Annotated in this window: 15 protein-coding genes; 6 read left to right on the top strand and 9 right to left on the bottom strand. The window is 72.2% G+C overall.

Features of this window, described 5'->3' with window-relative positions; all coding sequences use genetic code 11:
* The first annotated feature begins 29 nt into the window (after positions 1-29).
* From ACFS27_RS08380 to groL, 4 genes are all read left to right on the top strand, one after another.
* Positions 30-692 (top strand): LytR C-terminal domain-containing protein, encoded by a 663-nt coding sequence (locus tag ACFS27_RS08380; protein ID WP_377181866.1) that lies wholly within the window; start codon positions 30-32, stop codon positions 690-692.
* 324 nt (positions 693-1,016) lie between these two features.
* Positions 1,017-1,220: a cold-shock protein gene (locus tag ACFS27_RS08375; protein ID WP_253870543.1), complete on the top strand. Its 204-nt coding sequence runs from the start codon at positions 1,017-1,019 to the stop codon at positions 1,218-1,220.
* A gap of 231 nt (positions 1,221-1,451) precedes the next feature.
* Complete coding sequence (locus tag ACFS27_RS08370; protein WP_377181864.1) at positions 1,452-2,972, top strand: phytoene desaturase family protein; 1,521 nt, start codon at positions 1,452-1,454, stop codon at positions 2,970-2,972.
* Between the two features lie 220 nt (positions 2,973-3,192).
* Positions 3,193-4,824 (top strand): chaperonin GroEL, encoded by a 1,632-nt coding sequence (gene groL, locus ACFS27_RS08365; protein WP_377181862.1) that lies wholly within the window; start codon positions 3,193-3,195, stop codon positions 4,822-4,824.
* A 295-nt stretch (positions 4,825-5,119) separates the two neighbouring features.
* On the opposite strand, the gene ACFS27_RS08360 is transcribed toward groL, so the two are convergent.
* The 5 genes from ACFS27_RS08360 to ACFS27_RS08340 form a co-directional block, all read right to left on the bottom strand.
* A complete protein-coding gene (locus ACFS27_RS08360) occupies positions 5,120-6,223 on the bottom strand; it encodes an IS110 family transposase (protein WP_377180810.1) in 1,104 nt (367 codons plus the stop codon).
* Positions 6,224-6,622: 399 nt separating this feature from the next.
* Positions 6,623-6,907 (bottom strand): WXG100 family type VII secretion target, encoded by a 285-nt coding sequence (locus ACFS27_RS08355; protein WP_377181860.1) that lies wholly within the window; start codon positions 6,905-6,907, stop codon positions 6,623-6,625.
* A 162-nt stretch (positions 6,908-7,069) separates the two neighbouring features.
* A complete protein-coding gene (locus tag ACFS27_RS08350; protein ID WP_377181858.1) occupies positions 7,070-7,774 on the bottom strand; it encodes an HD domain-containing protein in 705 nt (234 codons plus the stop codon).
* 59 nt (positions 7,775-7,833) lie between these two features.
* A complete protein-coding gene (locus ACFS27_RS08345; protein ID WP_377181856.1) occupies positions 7,834-9,333 on the bottom strand; it encodes a sensor histidine kinase in 1,500 nt (499 codons plus the stop codon).
* Positions 9,326-10,051: a response regulator transcription factor gene (locus ACFS27_RS08340; RefSeq protein ID WP_253870534.1), complete on the bottom strand. Its 726-nt coding sequence runs from the start codon at positions 10,049-10,051 to the stop codon at positions 9,326-9,328. Before ACFS27_RS08340 ends, ACFS27_RS08345 begins: the two co-directional genes overlap by 8 nt.
* Before the next feature lie 117 nt (positions 10,052-10,168).
* On the opposite strand from ACFS27_RS08340, the gene ACFS27_RS08335 reads away from it, so the two are divergent.
* Positions 10,169-10,762, top strand: a complete 594-nt coding sequence (locus tag ACFS27_RS08335) for an NYN domain-containing protein (RefSeq protein ID WP_377181853.1) — start codon at positions 10,169-10,171, stop codon at positions 10,760-10,762.
* A 34-nt stretch (positions 10,763-10,796) separates the two neighbouring features.
* Here the strand turns inward: ACFS27_RS08335 and ACFS27_RS08330 are convergent, their stop codons facing one another.
* The 4 genes from ACFS27_RS08330 to ACFS27_RS08315 form a co-directional block, all read right to left on the bottom strand.
* Positions 10,797-13,040, bottom strand: coding sequence for a TPM domain-containing protein (locus tag ACFS27_RS08330; protein WP_377181851.1), 2,244 nt, complete (start codon positions 13,038-13,040; stop codon positions 10,797-10,799).
* A gap of 124 nt (positions 13,041-13,164) precedes the next feature.
* On the bottom strand, positions 13,165-14,862 hold the full coding sequence (locus ACFS27_RS08325; RefSeq protein ID WP_377181849.1) for a DNA repair helicase XPB: 1,698 nt from the start codon (positions 14,860-14,862) through the stop codon (positions 13,165-13,167).
* Between the two features lie 42 nt (positions 14,863-14,904).
* Positions 14,905-17,652 (bottom strand): helicase-associated domain-containing protein, encoded by a 2,748-nt coding sequence (locus ACFS27_RS08320; protein WP_377181847.1) that lies wholly within the window; start codon positions 17,650-17,652, stop codon positions 14,905-14,907.
* Between the two features lie 61 nt (positions 17,653-17,713).
* Entirely contained in the window at positions 17,714-18,634 is a 921-nt protein-coding gene (locus tag ACFS27_RS08315) for an NAD-dependent epimerase/dehydratase family protein (RefSeq protein WP_377181845.1), read from the bottom strand.
* 122 nt (positions 18,635-18,756) lie between these two features.
* On the opposite strand from ACFS27_RS08315, the gene ACFS27_RS08310 reads away from it, so the two are divergent.
* Positions 18,757-19,491, top strand: a complete 735-nt coding sequence (locus tag ACFS27_RS08310) for a TetR/AcrR family transcriptional regulator (RefSeq protein ID WP_377181843.1) — start codon at positions 18,757-18,759, stop codon at positions 19,489-19,491.
* The last annotated feature ends 116 nt before the right edge of the window (positions 19,492-19,607 follow it).

The following is a 19,607-nucleotide window of genomic DNA, read 5'->3' as shown; positions in this document are numbered from 1 at the left end:
CGTCACAACGACCCGCTACTCTCTCTGCCGTGACGAAGAGTGGCTACCCCTACCCGCCCGACGAGTTCGACGTCGCTGTCCCCGGGGGCGCACCCGTGGGTGTGCACCGTGCGCCGCGTAGCGGTTGGAGCTCCGCCTGGCCGTTCCTGTTGGTCGCCGTAGTCTGCGCCGCCGTGGCGTGGGGCGGCATCACGCTGCTGTCCGGAGGTGACGACCCTGCAGAGGCGCAGGGCGGCGCGTCGTCCTCGGCGTCGGCGTCGGCTTCGGCGGGTCCGTCGGAAGAGGCCTCCGGTGAGGCGTCGAGCCCGCCGTCGGGTGAGCCCTCGGCTACTGCGAGCGAGCCGGCGACGACGGAGTACCCGGGTGACCCGGCCGCGGCAGACATGGCAGCCGTGATCGGCGTCTACAACGACTCGGGTGAGGGTGGCGTGGCTGCAGCGATCGCTACGAACCTCGCCAGCGCAGGCTTCACCGGCACGATCAACGCCGGCAACGCAGGGGACCCGAATGCTCCGGCCCCGGGCGCCTTCGCCGAGAACACCGTCCTGTACGGCCCGGAGCGGGGTGACACGGCGTCGGCGGTCGCGCAGGCGCTCGACATCCCCGCCGCGAACGTGCAGGAGTCTGCCGAGGTCGGCGCGCACCCGACCGAGGCCATCCAGGTCTTCATGGCGACTCCGCCCGCCGGCTGATCGAGCCTGACGTTTCGCGAGCCCCTCGGGGCAGCCCGGGCGTGCGTGACCGAGAGTCGATGGCAGTGCTGGCGTCGGCTTTCGGTCAACGTTCGGGCGGCACCCGTCGAGGGCAGTCTGTGGACGAAATGTCCACCGGTTCCGTACCACCATGCTGATATTTACCTGCCCGGCCCCCCGTGCAGGCCTCTGACCTGCACGTTCGCCTTCCGCTGAATGCCTCATACCGGACATAGAGGCTTCCCTGGTGTGAGCCGGACCACTAGGCTCGAACCACCACGGGTCGACCGAGTGTCCCGTGCAGAGGTACAAGGAGAACTACGCATGGCCCAGGGCACCGTCAAGTGGTTCAACGCCGAGAAGGGGTATGGCTTCATCACCCCCGACGCCGGCGGCCAGGACCTTTTTGTTCACTACAGCGCGATCCAGACCGACGGCTACCGGTCCCTCGACGAGGGGCAGCCGGTCGAATACGAGGTGGGGCAAGGACAGAAGGGTCCGCAGGCTGAGCAGGTTCGTCCAGCCTGACATCGATGGGACGACGGGCGGGAAGGGCCCGCCCGTCGCCCGCCCCCCAAGGATGCCGGGACCCAGACCCTGGCGTCCGCCCCGGACGGTCGACGAGGACCTCCGCGCACGATGTCGGGCGATGGTGCCCGACGCTGCGAGCAGCCGCCCCGTACCGCGGCTGCTCGTTCCAGCTGCCGGCCGCGGCCCCGCCGTCGGCCGTTTGTCACAGGACCGTGATTCGATGGGGGAGTGACCCTGCTCGACGCGGTGGTGGTGGGCTCAGGACCCAACGGCCTGGCGGCCGCGGTGACTCTCGCGCGCGCCGGCCTGGGCGTCCGCGTGCTGGAGGCCCAGCCGACGGTCGGAGGCGGCGCGCGCACCGTCGCGATCCCTGAGCTGGCCGACGACATGCTGTTCGACCTCTGCTCCGCCGTGCACCCGCTGGCCTGGGCATCGCCGTTCTTCCGGGCCTTCGACCTCCCCGCGCACGGTGTCGAGCTGGTCGCGCCGGACGTCGCCTACGCCCAGCCGCTCGACGGCGACCGGGCAGGCCTGGCCTATCGCGACCTCGCTCGGACGGCTGAGCGGCTGGGGCCCGACGGCGACGCCTGGCAGGACCTGCTCGGCCCGCTCGCCGCGGACTGGCACCAGGTGACGGCGCTCGCCCTGAGCGACAAGCGGACCCCGCGCGGCGTGCTGGACGGGTTGCCGCGCTCCGGTGAGCGGGGGGCGACGGCGTCGGGACTCGCCTCGATGATCCGGCCCGGCCTGCGGTTCGGCGCAGCCCTCCTCGAGCAGGGCGGCCCTCGCTGGGACCGGCGGTTCCTCACCGACGAGGCAAAGGCCCTGCTCACCGGGGTCGCGGCGCACGGCATCACGCCGCTCCCCTCGCTCGCGGGCGCGGGCACGGCCCTGCTCCTCGCGGCACTCGCGCATACCGACGGGGGCTGGGCGGTCCCCCTCGGTGGCTCCCAGGTCATCACCGATGCGATGGTCCGGGACCTGGAGGCGCACGGGGGCGCCGTCGAGACCGGCCGCCGGGTCGAGAGCTGGTCGGACCTGCCGCCGGCCCGTGCCGTCCTCTTCGACACGACGCCCCGCACCCTCCTCCGGATCGCGGGGGACCGGATCCGTCCGGCGCGCCGCGCGGCCCTGGGCAGGTTCCGGTACGGGAACGCGGCGGCCAAGGTCGACTTCGTCCTCGACGGTCCGGTCCCGTGGCGGGTCGCCGACGTCGGGCGCGCCTCGACCGTGCACGTCGGCGGGACGCGCGCCGAGATGGTGATCGCGGAGGACGCCGTCGCGCACGGGCTGCATGCCGAACGGCCGGTCGTGCTGGTCAGTGACCCGACCGTCGCCGACCTGAGCCGGCTGCGCGGGACGCGGAGACCCCTGTGGGCCTACGCGCACGTCCCGGCCGGCTCGACCGAGGACGTCACCGAGTCGGTCACCCGGCAGATCGAACGGTTTGCTCCCGGGTTCCGCGACGTCGTCGTCGGCTCGCGGTGCATCCCCGCGGCGCAGATGGAGCTCCACAACGAGAACTACCCCGGGGGCGACATCTCCGCCGGGGCGGCGACCATGTGGCAGATGATCGCGCGCCCCACCGCGGCGCCCGACCCCTACCAGATCGCTGAGGGCGTATACCTCTGCTCGGCGTCGGCCCCGCCCGGTCCGGGCGTGCACGGCATGGGCGGCTGGCACGCCGCCCGCCGCGCGCTGCTGCGGGACTTCGACGTGCGGCACGCCCACGGCCTGGCGGCAGGATAGGTCCGCGCAGGGTTTCGCCGGCAGTTCGCCGGCAGGGGACGCGCCTTGCACTCTCATGGTCCGAGTGCCAATAATGTCTTAGCACTCTCCGTTCGAGAGTGACAGCAGGGTCGAATGGTGAGGCCTCCTGTCGCGGCGAGACATGATCGTCGTCGGCGGTAGGCCGTCCGTCGCGGGCACCGGCCGGCCTGGACAAGCCACCAGCGGAGGATTCATCCCCATGGCCAAGATCATCGCTTTCGACGAGGAAGCTCGTCGGAGCATGGAGCGCGGGCTCAACCAGCTCGCCGACACGGTGAAGGTCACGCTCGGCCCGAAGGGCCGGAACGTCGTTCTTGACAAGAAGTGGGGCGCCCCCACGATCACGAACGACGGCGTCTCCATCGCCAAGGAGATCGACCTCGACGACCCGTACGAGCGGATCGGCGCGGAGCTCGTCAAGGAGGTCGCCAAGAAGACGGACGACGTCGCGGGTGACGGCACCACCACCGCCACCGTGCTCGCCCAGGCGCTCGTCAAGGAGGGCCTGCGTGTCGTTGCCGCCGGTGCCAACCCGATCGCCATCAAGCGTGGCATCGAGAAGGCCACCGAGGCCGTCACCGAGCAGCTGCTGAACGCTGCCAAGGAGATCGAGACCAAGGAAGAGATCGCCGCCACGGCCGCGATCTCCGCCGGTGACCCGGCGATCGGCGAGCTCATCGCCGAGGCCCTCGACAAGGTGGGCAAGGAAGGCGTCATCACCGTCGAGGAGTCGAACACCTTCGGCCTCGAGCTCGAGCTCACCGAGGGCATGCGCTTCGACAAGGGCTTCCTCGCCCGCTACTTCGAGACGGACCCCGAGCGCCAGGAAGCCGTGCTCGAGGACCCGTACGTCCTGATCGTCGAGTCGAAGATCTCGAACGTCAAGGACATGCTGCCGCTGCTCGACCAGGTCATGAAGTCGGGCAAGTCGCTCCTCATCATCGCCGAGGACGTCGAGGGCGAAGCCCTGGCGACCCTGGTGCTGAACAAGATCCGTGGCACGTTCAAGTCCGTCGCCGTCAAGGCACCGGGCTTCGGCGACCGCCGCAAGGCCATGCTCCAGGACATCGCGATCCTCACCGGCGGCCAGGTCATCACCGAGACGGTGGGCCTCAAGCTGGAGAACGCGACGCTCGAGGAGCTCGGCCAGGCGCGCAAGGTCGTCGTCACCAAGGACGAGACCACGATCGTCGAGGGTGCCGGCGACGCCGACCTCATCGCCGGTCGCGTGAACCAGATCCGCAGCGAGATCGACAAGTCCGACTCGGACTACGACCGCGAGAAGCTGCAGGAGCGCCTCGCCAAGCTGGCCGGTGGCGTCGCCGTCATCAAGGCCGGCGCGGCCACCGAGGTGGAGCTCAAGGAGCGCAAGCACCGCATCGAGGACGCCGTTCGCAACGCGAAGGCTGCCGTCGAGGAGGGCATCGTCGCCGGTGGTGGCGTGGCCCTCATCCAGGCCGGTGCCATCGCGTTCGCCAAGCTCGAGCTCGAGGGCGACGAGGCCATCGGCGCGCAGATCGTGCGTGCCGCCATCGACGCCCCGCTCAAGCAGATCGCCATGAACGCCGGCCTCGAGGGCGGCGTCGTGGCGGAGAAGGTGCGCAACCTCCCCTCCGGTCACGGCCTGAACGCCGCGACCGGTGTGTACGAGGACCTGCTCGCCGCGGGCGTGAACGACCCGGTCAAGGTGACGCGTTCCGCGCTGCAGAACGCCTCGTCGATCGCCGCGCTGTTCCTCACCACCGAGGCCGTCGTCGCCGACAAGCCCGAGCCCGCGGGCTCCCAGGGTGGCGGCGACCCGACCGGTGGCATGGGCGGCATGGACTTCTGATATGTAGGGCGGTCCTGTCAAGGGCAGGTTGGAACCGTCGGCCGGGCTGGGTGCCTGGTCGGCGGTTCCTTCCTTGTTCCTGGGCCGGTGCCCGCGAAGTGGGTGGCGTGTCTGTTCGACGCGGTGTCGAGTCTGATATGCGCGGGTTGGTTCCGCATGACGGTGGTGTTCGGCGGGGACGGTGGGCACGTGTCTGAGGTCGGGCGTGCCGGCCTTGGTCGGGTCGGTGCTCACAGAAGTGTCGTGGGTCGTCCCGTCACGCTGCTGGCACTCGCGGGTAGGGGTCCAGGGTTTGTCAGCCGTCGAGTGTGGCCAGTGACCAGCACCAGGCGGCGAGTTCTCGGGCGATCGCGGTGTTTGCGACGGTGGTGCGCTTGCCGCGTGTGGTGAAGTGGGTCCAGCGCTTGTGCAGGCGCAGGTTGCCGGCGTGGCCGCGGGCTCGGGCGGCGGGGGTCGCGGCGTCGAACCTGGCTTGCAGGGTGGTTCCGATGCGGTAGGAGGGGCGGTGCTTCCAGGCTGCCTCGATCAGCAGGAGACGGGCGTGGGGGTTGCCGGTCTTGGTGATCGGTCCCAGTGTGCGGGACTGTCCCGAGGAGTGCTCCATCGGAGTCAGGCCGAGGTAGGCGCCGATGGAGGTCCCGGTGAAGCGGTCCCAGTCGCCGATTTCGGCGGCCAGGCTCATGGCTGTGAGGGTGCCGATGCCGCGCAGGCAGCCCAGCGCCGTCACCGTCGCAGCGAACTGGTCGTCACTTGCGAGGGTCATGATCTTGGCGGCGAGGGCTTTCTTGCGCGACTCGGCCAGGAGCACGCCTTGGTGGGCGTCCTCGAACGCGTCCTGCGCGGCAGGTTGCGGCAGACGGACCTGGGCGAGCCACGCGTGGTGGGCTGATCCCCATGTGGTGGGTCCGGAGAAGAGCATGCCGTGGCGCAGCAACAGCTTGCTGGTCCGGTGCCGGGCCGACATCAGGTCGTGGCGGACGTCCTCGTGGGCGCGGGTCAGGTCACGGGCTGCTTCCTGGGACAGGGTCGGGATGCGTACGGCGACGAGGTCGCCGGCTGCCAGGCGACGGGCGAGCAGGGCCGCGTCACGCTTGTCGGTCTTGACCCGGTCCCCGGCGGCGCGGGCGATCTTGGAAGGCGCGGCGACTACGCACCGGATGTCGACCGTCTGAAGCGCACGGGCCAGGCCGTAGCCGGTCGGGCCGGCCTCGTAGGTCACCGCGGCGGTGCCGGCCAGGCTGGTGAGCCAGCCCTGGACGGACTCGTCGTGCGAGGTCAGGCGAGCGGTGCGTAGCTCGCCGGTGGACAGGTCCAGCGCGCACGCGCTGATCGATCGAGCGTGCACGTCCAGCCCGACGGCCCACCGCTCGGTGGGTACGGGGATAGTGTTGGTAAACACAGGGGCCTCCGGGGGTCGACATTGTGACGCCAGGGCACCCGGGCGGTGTCCCGGTAACTCACGACCATGCGCTCCGGAGGCCTCTGCCGACCAGAGGCAACCCGCCTGGCGAGGGATTCCGCCGCTCCCTGCCGATCGTGCCGGACGTGATGGGGTCGGGGCCGGCCGCAGGCCGCCCCGCAGGGGCCGAAGGGCCTTGACACCATCACGGCTGGCACCACCATGGCAGGTCCGGCGGAATCCCGAACCCGCGCACGACCGTCACCTCATACCGTCTGAGTCCTGCCTGACCCGCTCGGGCCGGCCCACGCGGGTCGTGTCCAGCACCTGTCCGACGCCGGTCGGTCACCTTCCTCACGGAGGGCGACCGGCCGGCGTCGGCCATGTGGGACGAGTGCCTCAGGAGAACATGCGGGTCGTTGCCGCCTCTGCCTCCGCGTAGGTGCGCGCCGCGGCCGTCAGGGCGGCCTGGATCGCGTCCAGCGCGCCCTCCACCTGCGCCTGCGCGCCGCGCCACTGCGCGACCGTGCCACCGAACGCGGCGGCGGCAGGCCCCTGCCAGGTCGCCTGCAGCGCGTCGAGATTGCGCATGAGCGCACCCACCTCCGTACGCACGGTCGCCACAGAGCCCGCCACCGCTGCCCCCGCCTGCTCCACCTGGTCACTGTCGACCTCGAACCGCATGGTCCTCACCTCCCGCGCGCCGGGCCGTCCGGCGTCGTCGATCGACGGTAGGTACGTGCGGCCCGACGGCGCGGCCTGCCAGGTGCGTGCTGTGCACGAGCGCGTGAAAGCCCGGGATGTGGTCGTGCTCGAACCGGTGGGGGGTCGTGCGGAGAGCCTGTCTCAGGCTGAGCCGAGCTTCGCCTGCTCCTTGCGCAGCCGGTGCAGCTCCATGTCGAGGTTCTGCCGCGCCGGCTCCTCCCACGCGGCGCCCATCGGGCTCAGGAACAGCGACTTGCGCGCGAGCAACCGCTCGATCACCCGGATGCGCGCCTGGAGGTACACGTCCGTCGGGATGTGGGCGTACTCCGCGCGCACCGCCGACTTGTACTCCTTGTACCGCTGGGGCTCGGCAGCGAGCATCGCCAGGTCGGCGTCGTTCAGCACCGCCGCGTCGAAGTCCGTGGGGTCCGGCGCGTGCCGGACTATGGCGTTGACCAGTGCCGCGACCCGGTCGGCCGTACGCGCCGGTACGCCGAGCCCGATCAGCTCGTCGTGGGCCAGGATCGCGGAGGCGGTGGACTGCTCGCCACCGTGCGAGGCCTCGGCCACCTTCTTCTCGGAGCTGAACACGGCCCCGTGGTACCAGGCCGCGAGGCGCACCACGTCAGGCTCGTGGGTCTCCTCGGCCAGCTGGTCCACGCGGTGCAGGACGGCGGCCAGGTGGCGCAGGTTGTGGAAGTGGCGGTGCTCGTCGGACCATCGGTCGAGAAGCGCCTGACCGACATCCTCGATCGCCTCGGTGTCCGCCGTGGCTCCCGCGCCCACCGCACTGCGGACGAAAGACTTGAGGAACCACTGCGGCGCGTCTGACGTCAGCACGCCCATGTGAATTCTGCCTAACGGTTGAGGTCGGTCACTCCACGGCCAGCCTATTACCGAATCGGTCAGTGGCGGCTACCACCGTCTTGGATGGTGGTCACGGGAGGCTCTGCGGGCAGCGTGATCTGGACCGTGAGGCCCCCGCCCTCGGTGGCCGACACCTCGACGTGGCCGCCGTGCGCACCGACGATCGCCGCGACGATCGCCATCCCGAGCCCGGAGCCGCCCGACTCACGGGTGCGTGACGAGTCCGCGCGGTAGAACCGCTCGAAGATCCGTTGGCCCTGCTCCTCGGTGAGGCCGGGGCCGTGGTCGCGCACCTCCAGCACCGCCGCGCCGTCCGGCCGCGTGCCGAGCGCGATCTCCACAGGCGTACCGGTGGGTGTGTGCCGTGCGACGTTGCCGATGAGATTGGTGACGACCTGGCGCAGCCGGTCGCCGTCCCCCTCCACGACCAGCGTGTCGGGTACCTGCCCGGTGGGGTCGTCGCCGCCGTCGCCCGCCGACAGCGGCACCACAGCGACCTCGCGGGTGGGGTCGAGCGCGTGCAGGTCCTGCGCCGAGTCCCTGGCGAGGGCGGCCAGATCGACGTCCTCGCGGGCGATGGGCCGGCCCTCGTCGAGCCGGGCGAGCACCAGGAGGTCGTTGACGAGCGTGCCCATCCGGCGCGCGGCGTCCTCGATGCGGACCATCGTGTCGTCGACCTTGTCGGTGGAGTCGAGCGCACCCATCCGGTACAGCTCGCCGTAGCCACGGATGGTCGCGACGGGCGTGCGCAGCTCGTGCGACGCGTCCGAGACGAACTGCCGCATCCGCGCCTCGGACGCCTCCTGCGCCGCGAAGGCGCGTTCGATCTGGGCCAGCATCGCGTTCAGCGACACGGCGAGGGAGCCCATCTCGGTGCTTGGCGGTGCCTCGGGCACTCGCCGGCTCAGGTCGCCCTGCGCGATCTGAGCGGCCGTGTGCTCAACGGACCGCAACGAGCGCAGGGAGCGCTCGACGAGCACCCATGCCGTGAGTCCGCCCAGCAGCACGATGCCGAGCCCGGACAGGATGAGCGTGTTGGTCAGGAACGAGACCGTGCGGTCCACGCCGACCAGCGGCAGCGCGACGTAGATGACCGCCCGCTCGCCGGACGGCTGGAGCGTCCCGACCAGGGTGATGACGCGCCAGCTCTCACCCCCGGAGGCACCGGTCGCCGAGGGGGCCGTGAACGGCGTGTTGCCGCCCTTCGTCGCCTCGTCGTACGTGACCTCGGGCAGGTCCGGCTTGCCGTACCGGGCGACCGCCCAGGTGCCTGCCGACCTGACCGTGCCATCTACGCCCACCGCCCGGACGTAGTAGTCACTGGGCAGATTCTGCGTGGACGTCTGGAGCACCTCGCTGGGATCGAGGGCGGTGTTGCGCAGCTCGTTGTCGACCTGTTCGACGAGGTTGTTCGACACGAAGGTGGTCGTCGCGAGCCCCGCGATGCCGAGCCCCGCCGCGAGCAGCAGAGAGATGATCGCGACGAGGCGGGCGCGCAGCGGTATGCCGGACAGGCGCTCCTTGATCCGCTCAAGCACGGGCGGGCTGAGGGGCGCGGAGCAGGTACCCCACGCCGCGCTTGGTGTGGATCAGCGGAGGCAGCGGTTCGCCGTCGATCTCCAGGGTGTCGATCTTGCGCCGCAGGTAGGAGATGTAGGACTCGACGATGTTCGCGTCCCCGCCCCAGTCGTACTGCCACACGTGGTCCAGGATCTGCGCCTTGGAGAGCACCCGCCCGGAGTTGAGCATGAGGTAGCGCAACAGCTTGAACTCCGTGGGGGACAGGTCTACCTCGATGCCGGCGCGACGCACCTCGTGCGAGTCCTCGTCCATCTCCAGGTCGCCGACGTGCAGCACCGCCTCCTCCTCGGGGGTCGGCACCCCCGTGCGGCGCAGCACCGCGCGGATCCGCGCCACCACCTCTTCGAGGCTGAACGGCTTGGTCACGTAGTCGTCGCCACCGACGGTGAGGCCCTGCACCTTGTCCTGCGTGTCGTCCTTCGCCGTGAGGAAGACGACGGGCGTGTGCCGGCCGGTCGCGCGCATCCGGCGCGTCACGGTGAAGCCGTCCATGTCGGGGAGCATCACGTCGAGCACCACGAGGTCGGGCTCGACATCGCGGACGAGCTGAAGGGCGCCGTTGCCGTCCGCGGCCGCATGTACCTCGAAGCCCGCGAAACGCAGGGAGGTGGACAGGAGCTCACGAATGTTCGGTTCGTCGTCGACCACGACGAGACGCGCCTCAGGAGTAGCCATGTTTCCAGTGTGCGACCGGTTCCTGAAGGGTGCCTGAGATTCGCCCGGGAAATCGCCCGGACTCGAGGCCGACGATCCGTCCGGCTCGCCATCTGCCTCGCCGCTAGGCTGTGAGGCATGTCAGCACCGTTCCCGCAGGTTCCAGGGCAGACGCCCCGGCGCACGTATCTCATCGTCGACGGTGAGAACATCGACGCCACGCTCGGCATGAACGTGCTGAACCGCCGTCCGGCACCCGAGGAGCGGCCCCGCTGGGATCGTATCTCCGCGTTCGCGGAGAAGGTGTGGTCGCAGAACGTCGTGCCGCTGTTCTTCCTCAACGCGACCTCTGGCCAGATGCCGATGCCGTTCGTGCAGGCGCTGCTCGCCATGGGTTACAAGCCCATCCCGCTGGCCGCGCAGGGTTCGGAGAAGGTCGTCGACGTCGGTATCCAGCGCACGCTCGACGCGCTGATGGACCGGCCCGGCGACGTGCTGCTCGCGAGCCACGACGGCGACTTCCTGCCGCAGATCGAGGCGCTGCTGGAGGACGACGACCGCCGCGTGGGCCTGCTGGGCTTCCGGGAGTTCGTCAACGCCCGGTTCACGGAGCTGGAGCAGCGCGGCCTGGTCATGTACGACCTCGAGGCCGACGCCGACGCCTTCACCACCATGCTGCCGCGCGTCCGGATCATCCCGATCGAAGAGTTCGACCCGCTGCGCTACCTGTAGCAGTCCGGCCACGGAGGGGTGGGGGTGAGACCCGCTACCTCGCCGACGCCGGCCACCAGGCGCGGACCGTGCCCAGCCTCCTGAGCGCCTCGGGCCGCCCGCCGCCGAACCCGCCCCCGCCGAACCCGCCGCCGATCCGTGCCGTGGTGGCCCGCTTCCTGGTGCGCACCACGTTCGGGTCGAGCAGGATGCCGCCGAGCAGCATGCCGCCGGTGATGGGGCCGTTCTCCTCGCCGGCACCCGAGTCGGGATGCGCCTCGACCGCTGCCGTGACGACGGCGTCGGCGTCCTCGCGGGCGAGCCGAGCGGCCTCCTGCACGAGCTTGTTCGCGCGCTGGGCCTCGCCGAGTGCCGCGGTGGGATCGGCCGGCTGGTGCGAGCGCGCGGCGTCGGCCAGCCGGGCGGCCTCCGCCAGGCGGGTCCTGGCCGCCGAGCCGATGGCGCCGCGGCGCGTGGCGACGAAGTCGGAGGTCTGGCGGAGCTGTTCGTCGACGCGGCGGAGCGTGTCCCGCAGCAGCGCGGAGGCCCGCGCCGCGACCTCGGTGTCGTCCCGCGTGCCGGCGAGGGCGGCGTCGAGCGAGGCCTCCGCCGCGGCGATGCGCTGCAGCCCGGCGAGCGGGTCACCGCCTTCGCGCGTCATCTCGACGTGCTTGAGCGAAGCCTGGGCGGCGGTGCGGGCGAGGGTGACGCGGAAGTCGCCCGTGACGGCCCGGGCCGCGACCACGTCCTGGGTCAGCGACGCTATCGACTTGTCGAGCCGGCCGGCCGCCTCCTCGAGGTGCGTCGCGATGGCGTCGACGGCGTCGAGCAGCATCACCGCCTGGCCGAGGGCGTTCTGCGCGCCACGGGCGTGCGCGACGGCGACTGCCTTCTGCCCCGCCTCCAGGGCGGAGCGCCCGGCGCCCACTGCCTCCTTCGCATTGACGAGCAGCAGCTCGGCCTGCTCGGGGTTGCCCGAGACCATCGCCAGCGTGCTCTCCGGGTACCTCTCCGCGAGCTGCTCCAGCGTGGCGCGCGCTGCGGACACGCGGCCTGCGACCTCCGGCTCACGGGCGTCGACGTCGGCCAGCAGCTCCGGCGCGCGCTGCTGCAGGCGGCGCAGGTCGTCGAACGCGCGGGTCCGCGCGTCGAGCGTGTCGGCGGCGCTGTCGCACAGCGCGATGACCTCGGCCAGGCGGGTGCGCCGCGCGGCGTCCTCCGGCTGGCTGCCGGCCGCGTCGGGCTCGCTGCCGGTCTCGTCCGGCGCCCTGCCTGCCTCGTCGGCCCCGCTCGCCTCGTCCGCGTGTGCGGCGGCGTCGTCGAGCTCCTGCCGGATCGCGAACGCCTGCCGGACGTCGCCGGCGGCGCGCGCCAGGATCAGCTCGAAGTCCCTCGTCGCGTCGGCGCCCAGCTCCGCACGGGCGAAGCCGAGCTCCTGCTCGCACGTCTTGAGCGCGTCGTCGATGCCGACCAGGGCCGCGGCGGCACGCTCGTCGAGCTCGGTGAGGGACTGGCCGGCGAGCTCGTCCGGCGTCGGGCCACCGGAGGCGGGGGAGGCGGACGTGAGCCGGGCCAGGCGCTGCAGCAGCCTCTGCCCGGCGAAGCGCCACCCGACGTACCCGAGGGCGGCAAGGAGCAGGAGGCCACCCACGACGATGCCTGCGACGAGGAGCGGGCCTGTCGTGGCCTGCGTGGACTGCCGGACCGTGTCGGCGGCATCGACCGCTGCGGGCGCCCACTGCTCGTCCTCGATCGCGGCGGCCACGGCGTCGTCGATCGCGCCGAGCTCCGCGGTGGTGAGCGGCACGTTGCTGGGCGCCGACAGGCCGAACTCGCCGTCGACGGTCGCGATGGCCAGCAGCAGGTCCTCGGTGCCGAGCCCGGACTGGTTGGAGCTCGCGTTGGCCCAGTCCACCGGCTCGGTACCGTCGAAGCTCTCGATGTACACGACGAACATGCGCAGGTCCGACTCGTCGGCGAGCCGGTCGACGGCGGCCTGCACGTCCTGGCGCGCCGCGTCGCTGAGCGCGCTGGCGCCGTCGGTCACCGGGTCGGTGATCGTGATCGGTGGCGAAGCGGGCAGCACGTCCGACATCAGCTCCGCCTGGGTCGCGGCGGAGAGCCGTGGCGACACCGACGGCCGCGGCTCCGCCGGGGCGGTAACCGTGGCGTTGGCTGCCTGGGTGGTGGCCGCCAGAACGATGCCGACGAGGCCTGCGAAGGCCACGACGGCCCATCCCTCGGAGGCGCGGGTGCTGGGCTGGTACGGATGCTCGCGTCTTGCTGGGGACTCGATCACGTCCCTGATCGTCACCCCGGGTTCAAGACCTCGCAATCGGAGAGGGCACAGTTGCGTATATGCAACGAATCCTCAGGTAAACGCCCAGCGTGAAGGGCATTTTCACAGAGCGGGGAGAGCCAGGTCAGAGAGCCGACGAGTCCGCCGGCGACTCGTCCAGGTCCTCGGCGTCCACGATGCGGTAGGCGTACCCCTGCTCCGCCAGGAACCGCTGCCGGTGGGCGGCAAAGTCCTGGTCCACGGTGTCCCGCGCGACGACGGCGTAGAAGTGCGCCGTACGGCCGTCGGCCTTGGGGCGCATGATGCGGCCGAGGCGCTGTGCCTCCTCTTGACGAGAACCGAACGAACCCGAGACCTGGATCGCCACCGACGCCTCCGGCAGGTCCACCGAGTAGTTGGCGACCTTGCTCACCACGAGGCGCGAGATCTCGCCCTCGCGGAACGCCCCGAACAGCCGCTGCCGCTCCTTGTTGGTGGTGCCACCCGTGATGATCGGCGCGCCGAGGTGCTCGGCCAGCTCTTCGAGCTGGTCGATGTACTGCCCGATCACGAGCACCTGGTCGTTCGGGTGGCGCGCCACGATCTGCTCCACCACCTTCTTCTTGCCCGACGCCGACGCGGCGAGCCGGTACTTGTCCTCCATCTCGGCCGTCGCGTACGTCATGCGCTCGCTCTCGGGGAGCGTGAGCCGCACCTCCACGCAGTCGGCGGGCGCGATGTAGCCCTGCGCCTCGATGTCCTTCCACGGCGCGTCGAACCGCTTGGGACCGATCAGGCTGAACACCTCGTCCTCCCGGCCGTCCTCCCGCACCAGCGTGGCCGTGAGGCCGAGCCGGCGCCGGGCCTGGAGGTCCGCCGTCATCCGGAAGACCGGGGCGGGCAGCAGGTGCACCTCGTCGTACAGGACCAGGCCCCAGTCGCGGGCGTCCAGCAGCTCGAGGTGCGTGTAGACGCCCTTCCGCTTGGTGGTCAGCACCTGGTACGTGGCGATGGTGACGGGCTTGATCTCCTTGCGGGCGCCCGAGTACTCGCCGATCTCGTCCTCGGTGAGGCTGGTGCGCCGCACCAGCTCGTCACGCCACTGCCGGGCGCTGACGGTGTTGGTCACCAGGATGAGCGTCGTCGTGCCCGACTTCGCCATCGCGCCGGCGCCGACGATCGTCTTGCCAGCGCCGCAGGGCAGCACCACGACACCCGACCCGCCGTGCCAGAACCCGTCCACCGCCTGCGCCTGGTACGGGCGCATCTCCCACGTGGAGGCCTTCTCGTGCGGGGTCCGCGGCTCGGTGGTGTGGTTCAGCTCGATCGGGTGCTTCTCGCCGTCCACGTAGCCCGCCAGGTCCTCGGCCGGCCAGCCGAGCTTGACGAGGACCTGCTTGAGGTGACCGCGTTCGGAGGGGTGCACCGCCACCGTCGCGTCGTCCAGGCGCTCGCCGACCAGGCCGGCGGTACGCCGTGACTTCAGCACCTCGGCGAGGACGGCCCGGTCGGTGGAGCGCAGCACGAGGCCGTGCGCCGGGTCCTGCACCAGCTGGAGGCGCCCGTAGCGGGCCATCGTCTCGGCGACGTCGACCAGCAGCGCGTGCGGCACCGGGTAGCGGCTGAACTCGATGAGCGTGCTGACAACCTGCTCCGCGTCGTGCCCTGCGGCACGCGCGTTCCACAGGCCCAGCGCGGTGAGGCGGTAGGTGTGCACGTGCTCAGGCGCGCGCTCGAGCTCGGCGAACGGCGCGATCGAACGGCGCGCCTGTTCGGCGCTCGGGTGGTCGACCTCCAGCAGGAGCGTCTTGTCGCTCTGCACGATCAACGGGCCGTCGGGCATGGAGACTCCCTCAGTCTTGCTCTGGTCTTGCTCTGCTGCGCCTTACGGCGCGGGCGACGTCGGTAGGACCGACGCGATGCGGTGGACGGCGATCGTCAGCTCGGCCTCTCGGTCCGGGTCGAGAGCACGGAGCCGCCCACCGTCGAGGTTCAAGGGCTTCAGCTCGCGGCGCTCCAGCCGGCCGGTGTGTCCGGCCACCTCGACGATCACCGTGGATCCGTCGCGGAGCGCGTCGCGTAGCAATGCCAACCCGTCAGCGGGGTGCTGTGTTCCCGCGTCCTCGTCGACCGCGTCGGCCCCGATGGCGGGGACGGGTGTCACGGCGCGGTCGAGGCGCGGTGCGTCGGCGGGAGGCAACGGCTCCAGGGCGCCGGGCCGTGGTCCTTCTCGCGTCGGCTCGGCGCTGCTGGGCACGCTGGCGATCACCCGGTAACCACGCAGCGGCATGCTGCCGCCGGACGTGGTCACCGACCGTGCCACCTCCGCGGCGTCGGCCCGGGCCCGCGCACCGGCGCGCGCCGCGTCCTCGACCGCGCGCAGCTCGGCGACCAGCGCCTCCGGGTCGGGGGCGCGGCCGACGACGTCGGACCCGGTCCCCATCCGGATGGCGGCCGCCGATCGGGGCGCCGGCATGGCCCGGCCCGTCACACCCTTGCGGGCGACGAGCACCCGCCCGTCAGTACCCTCGAGGGCCGAGACCAGGCCGCGCTTGCGCAGGGCCTCGTGCAGGACGGCGGCGGGGACGGAGGCCGCGAGCACGGTGGGCGCCAACCGCACCAGGTTCAGCCCGACGAGCGTCGGGTCGTGCTCGAGGCCTGCGAGCACCGTGGCGTCGGCGGCCCGCAGGTACGACGACGCCGCACCCACCCGCACCGCGCCGTGCCGCCGAGCGGTGTCCCGGATCAGGTACTCCAGGGGCTGCGGTACCGGAACGGGGGACCGGTGGGCGAGCTCGTCGAGCATGCCGTCGGCCGTCTCGCCCTGGTCGAGCGCCCGGGTGACGGAGGCAGGGCTGAACCGCACGGTGGTCGCGGCGCCGCGGGACTCGATGTCCGTCGACCGGTCCAGGAGCCGCGCGAGCTCGCGGGACGGGCGGCCAGGGACGATCCCCGTCAGGTCGCCCTGGAGCAGGATCTCGTCCACCTGGTGGGGGAGGACCGCCCGCAGCGCACCGGCGACGTCGCTCGGCTGTCCGCCCGGCGAGGAGTCGGCCGCACGGGCCACCGGTGGCTCTGATCCGTCGGGCCGGCTGAGCACGAGGGCGCGGCCCGGCGTCGACAGCGCTCCCGCGCCGGTCACGCCCAGCCATTCGGCCTCGGCCAGCAGGCCCTGGACGGCGCTGGCCGGCGGGACGGAGCGTGGCGTGTGCCAGGTCAGCACCTCGACCACCGCCTCTGGCGTCGGCGCGAGCACGGTGTCACCGGCCGGTTCGGTCGCCAGCACCCCCAGCACGCCGGCGCGCAGCCGCGGCACCCACGGGCGCTGCAGGTCGGGTGACAGCGGCGCACGGAGCGCCCCCTTGTCATCGCGCGAGCCCACGAGCCACGGTGCGCGGCGGGATGCGAGCCAGGTCTCGACGAGCCGAGCCCAGCGGGCGGCGTCGTCCAGCTCGTCCCAGTCGGTCACCGTCGGCACGTACGACGGCGGCGCGTCGCCGTCGTCCCGCACCAGGCCGGCGAGCGAGGCGACCTCGACGACGAACGCCGTCGCCTGCTCGTCCGCCTCCAGCTGCGTGGCGACCCGGCGCAGGTCGCGCACGCCGAGGCCGCCCGCCCGCAGGACCGACGGCGGGTTGTCGTCCCAGGCCTGACGCAGCAGGCGAACGCGCCGGACGAGCTCGAGGGCTGCGCTGGCCGCCTCGGCGTCGGCGGTGGTGGTGTGCACGGCGCGGCCCTGCGGCTCGGGCGGCCGGGTCCGTGGCTCGCGGTGGGTGTGCCCGTCGCGGAGGGCCAGCCCGACGAGCCGGGGCAGTACCACGTGCCGCGCGTCCGACCGGACCAGGAGATGTGCGGTGACCAGCCAGTTCACCGCATCCCGCTGCCGGGAGCCCGCTGGCGGCACGACGCCGACGGGCGGGCCCCAGGCGAGCGCGTCGAGGATCGCGCGAGCACCGGGGGGTGCCTGGGCCAGGAGCTTGTCGAGCGCCATCGCCGTCTCGGTCCGGCCCGGGGCGGAGCCGAGCGCGTGCCCGACAGCCTCGGGCAGACCGTCCGGGACGGGGTCGAGGTGCGGTCCGAGGCCTGCGGGGTTCGGGCCGAGCAGCTCGTCGAGGCCTGGCACCGTGCGCAGGTCGAGGGTGGCGCCGTACTGGCCACCGGCGTCCCACAGCAGGGCCTGGTCGACCGCGAGGCCGACGGCCTCGGCGACACGGGGCCGGTCCTCCGCCGAACCGCCGAGGGCCCAGGTGACCACGTCGACGCTGAGCGGTCCGGTCAGTGGCGACGCATCGGCGTCCGCAGCCCGCGAGGCCTCCTCGCTCCGCTCCGGCTGCTCCCGGGTCCCGCGAGGCTCCGGCGACCGGGGCTCCGGCGACGGACGGAAGACCGGCTCGAGGGCGAGCACTGCCTCGAGGACCTGCAGGGTCAGGGCGTCGGAGCGTGCGAGAGCGCGCTCGAGCGAGGTACGGCTGGAGGCACGCGCCGCGAGCGACCGGAGCGTGGAGGGGGAGGGTGCGGCGAGATCAGGACGGGCGCGCAGGAGCGCGGCGAGCGCGGTGTCCGAGCGCTGCCGGAGGTCGTCGGCGAAGTGCCGCGTGGCCGCCGCCGGCGCTGCGGGGAGCGAGGAGGCCATCCTGACGATGCTACGCGGGTTTCCTGGGCCGGAGTTCGGCCGGTCCACGCCCCGGCCGCCGTCAGCCCTGCGCGGTGCGGCGGCAGACCTCCTCCCAGGGGGTCGGTGCGATGCCGAAGCGGGCGCGCGCGGCGGAGTCGTCCAGGACGTACGGGCGCTCCCACTGGTAGACGATCTCGCGCATCTCCCGCATGAACGGGGAGACCAGCGCGACGGCGTGCAGCGCGGTGCCGCGCAGGGCGGAGATCTTCACGGGAGGCTTGCCGACGCTCGCGAGGACGTCCGTCAGGGCCCGCGCCTGCGCGACGGGCGGGTTGCTCGGCACGTGCCAGACCCGGCCGTGGGCGCCCGGGTCTGCTGCGGCGGCGAGCAGGGTGCGGGCGGCGTCCAGCACGTCGGTGAACGTGTGGGGCTGGTCGGTGCGGCCGATCATGGTGACGCGCTTGCCCTGCCGGGCCTCGGGCACAAGACGCGAGATGTGGCCGTTGCCGCCGACGCCGCGGCCCATGTAGTCGGAGCCGCGGATCTCGACGGTGCGGATCCGCCCGGCGTCGTGCGCCGCCTTGGCCTCCGCCCACATCCAGGCGCGGAGGCGGCCCTTGTGGTCCGTCGCGGCGTCGGGCAGGTCCTCCGAGAGAGGGCCGTCGACGGGTCCGTAGGGGTACAGGGTGCCGGTGATCGCGTAGACGGCGCCGGACCGCTCGGCAGCGGAGAGCAGGGACGCGGCGAGCGGCGGCCAGACACGCTCCCACTGGGTGTAGTCGGTGGGGTTGGCGCAGTTGTAGAGGTAGTCGGTGCCTTCGGCCGTGCGGGCGAGGGCGTCGGCGTCGGAGGCGTCGAGCGCGACGTGCGCGACGCCGTCGATCCCCGTGCTGCGGCCCGAGCGGCTCGCGACGGTGACCTGGGAGCCGCGCTCGGCGAGGAGGGCGGCGACGTGGCGGCCGATGGGACCGGCGCCGACGATGAGATGACGGTCGGACATGATCAACGCTCCATTCCGAGAGCGGCGCTCTCTATTGTCGCAAGCGTGGCGCGTCCGGCCGATCGTGTCAAGAGCACTGCTCTCGATTGTGTGCGGTGATCCGACATGGCAGCATGCAGAGCATGAGTCCGGCCCGCACCGCCCGCGCCCTCGCCCGCGAGACCATCACCCGCGAGATCCTCGACTCGGCCCGTGCGCGGCTGACCACCGACGGCCCCGCCGCGCTGTCGCTGCGGGCCGTCGCGCGCGACGTCGAGATGGTCTCCTCGGCCGTCTACCGGTACTTCCCCAGCCGCGACGCCCTGCTCACGGCCCTGCTCATCGAGGCGTACGACGAGCTCGGCGCGGCCACCGAGGCCGCGGACGCGGCCGTCACCGACCGTGCGGACACGGGTGCACGCTGGCTCGCCGCCTTCCGCGCCGTGCGGAGCTGGTGCGTCGCGCACCCGGGCGAGTTCGGGCTGCTGTACGGCACGCCGGTACCTGGCTACGCCGCGCCGCGGGACACCACCGGCCCGGCCACGCGCGTCGTGCGCGTGCTCGTGCGGATCGTGGGCGACGCGTACGCAGCGGGAGCGCGGGCGGTGGACGCGCCGGCCGCCGGACCCGCCGCCGTGCCGGGGACCACGGCGCCGGCGCTCGCGTTCATCAGAGAACACCGGCTGATGCAGGAGTCCGACCTGGCCGACGAGGCGCTGCCGGAGACCCTGCGGCGCACGCTGATGGCCTGGACGGCCCTCTTCGGCACTATCTCGTTCGAGCTGTTCGGGCACCTGGTCGGCTCCGTCGACGACAACGACGCCTGGTTCGACGACGTGGCGCTGCGGCTCGGCGCGGACCTCGGGATCCAGGCCTGAGAACCCGACGGTGGCCCGTTGACAGCCCGTTGACAGCCCGTTGACAGCAGCCCGGGCGGCGTCGTGCGGGCGAAGAGTGCCCAATGCATGCGACGTGGCAGGCTCCGGCCCGGTAA

Source organism: Promicromonospora vindobonensis, from assembly GCF_042685865.1.
Taxonomy (GTDB): domain Bacteria; phylum Actinomycetota; class Actinomycetes; order Actinomycetales; family Cellulomonadaceae; genus Promicromonospora; species Promicromonospora vindobonensis.
This window is presented reverse-complemented; position numbering and strand designations above follow the sequence as displayed.

Excerpts from the sequence above, each read along its gene's own strand:
- ACFS27_RS08375 (WP_253870543.1), top strand. The coding sequence starts at position 1,017 with ATGGCCCAGGGCACCGTCAAGTGGTTCAACGCCGAGAAGGGGTATGGC.
- groL (WP_377181862.1), top strand. The coding sequence starts at position 3,193 with ATGGCCAAGATCATCGCTTTCGACGAGGAAGCTCGTCGGAGCATGGAG.
- ACFS27_RS08355 (WP_377181860.1), bottom strand. The coding sequence starts at position 6,907 with ATGCGGTTCGAGGTCGACAGTGACCAGGTGGAGCAGGCGGGGGCAGCG.
- ACFS27_RS08350 (WP_377181858.1), bottom strand. The coding sequence starts at position 7,774 with ATGGGCGTGCTGACGTCAGACGCGCCGCAGTGGTTCCTCAAGTCTTTC.
- ACFS27_RS08340 (WP_253870534.1), bottom strand. The coding sequence starts at position 10,051 with ATGGCTACTCCTGAGGCGCGTCTCGTCGTGGTCGACGACGAACCGAAC.
- ACFS27_RS08335 (WP_377181853.1), top strand. The coding sequence starts at position 10,169 with ATGTCAGCACCGTTCCCGCAGGTTCCAGGGCAGACGCCCCGGCGCACG.
- ACFS27_RS08325 (WP_377181849.1), bottom strand. The coding sequence starts at position 14,862 with ATGCCCGACGGCCCGTTGATCGTGCAGAGCGACAAGACGCTCCTGCTG.
- ACFS27_RS08320 (WP_377181847.1), bottom strand. The coding sequence starts at position 17,652 with ATGGCCTCCTCGCTCCCCGCAGCGCCGGCGGCGGCCACGCGGCACTTC.
- ACFS27_RS08315 (WP_377181845.1), bottom strand. The coding sequence starts at position 18,634 with ATGTCCGACCGTCATCTCATCGTCGGCGCCGGTCCCATCGGCCGCCAC.
- ACFS27_RS08310 (WP_377181843.1), top strand. The coding sequence starts at position 18,757 with ATGAGTCCGGCCCGCACCGCCCGCGCCCTCGCCCGCGAGACCATCACC.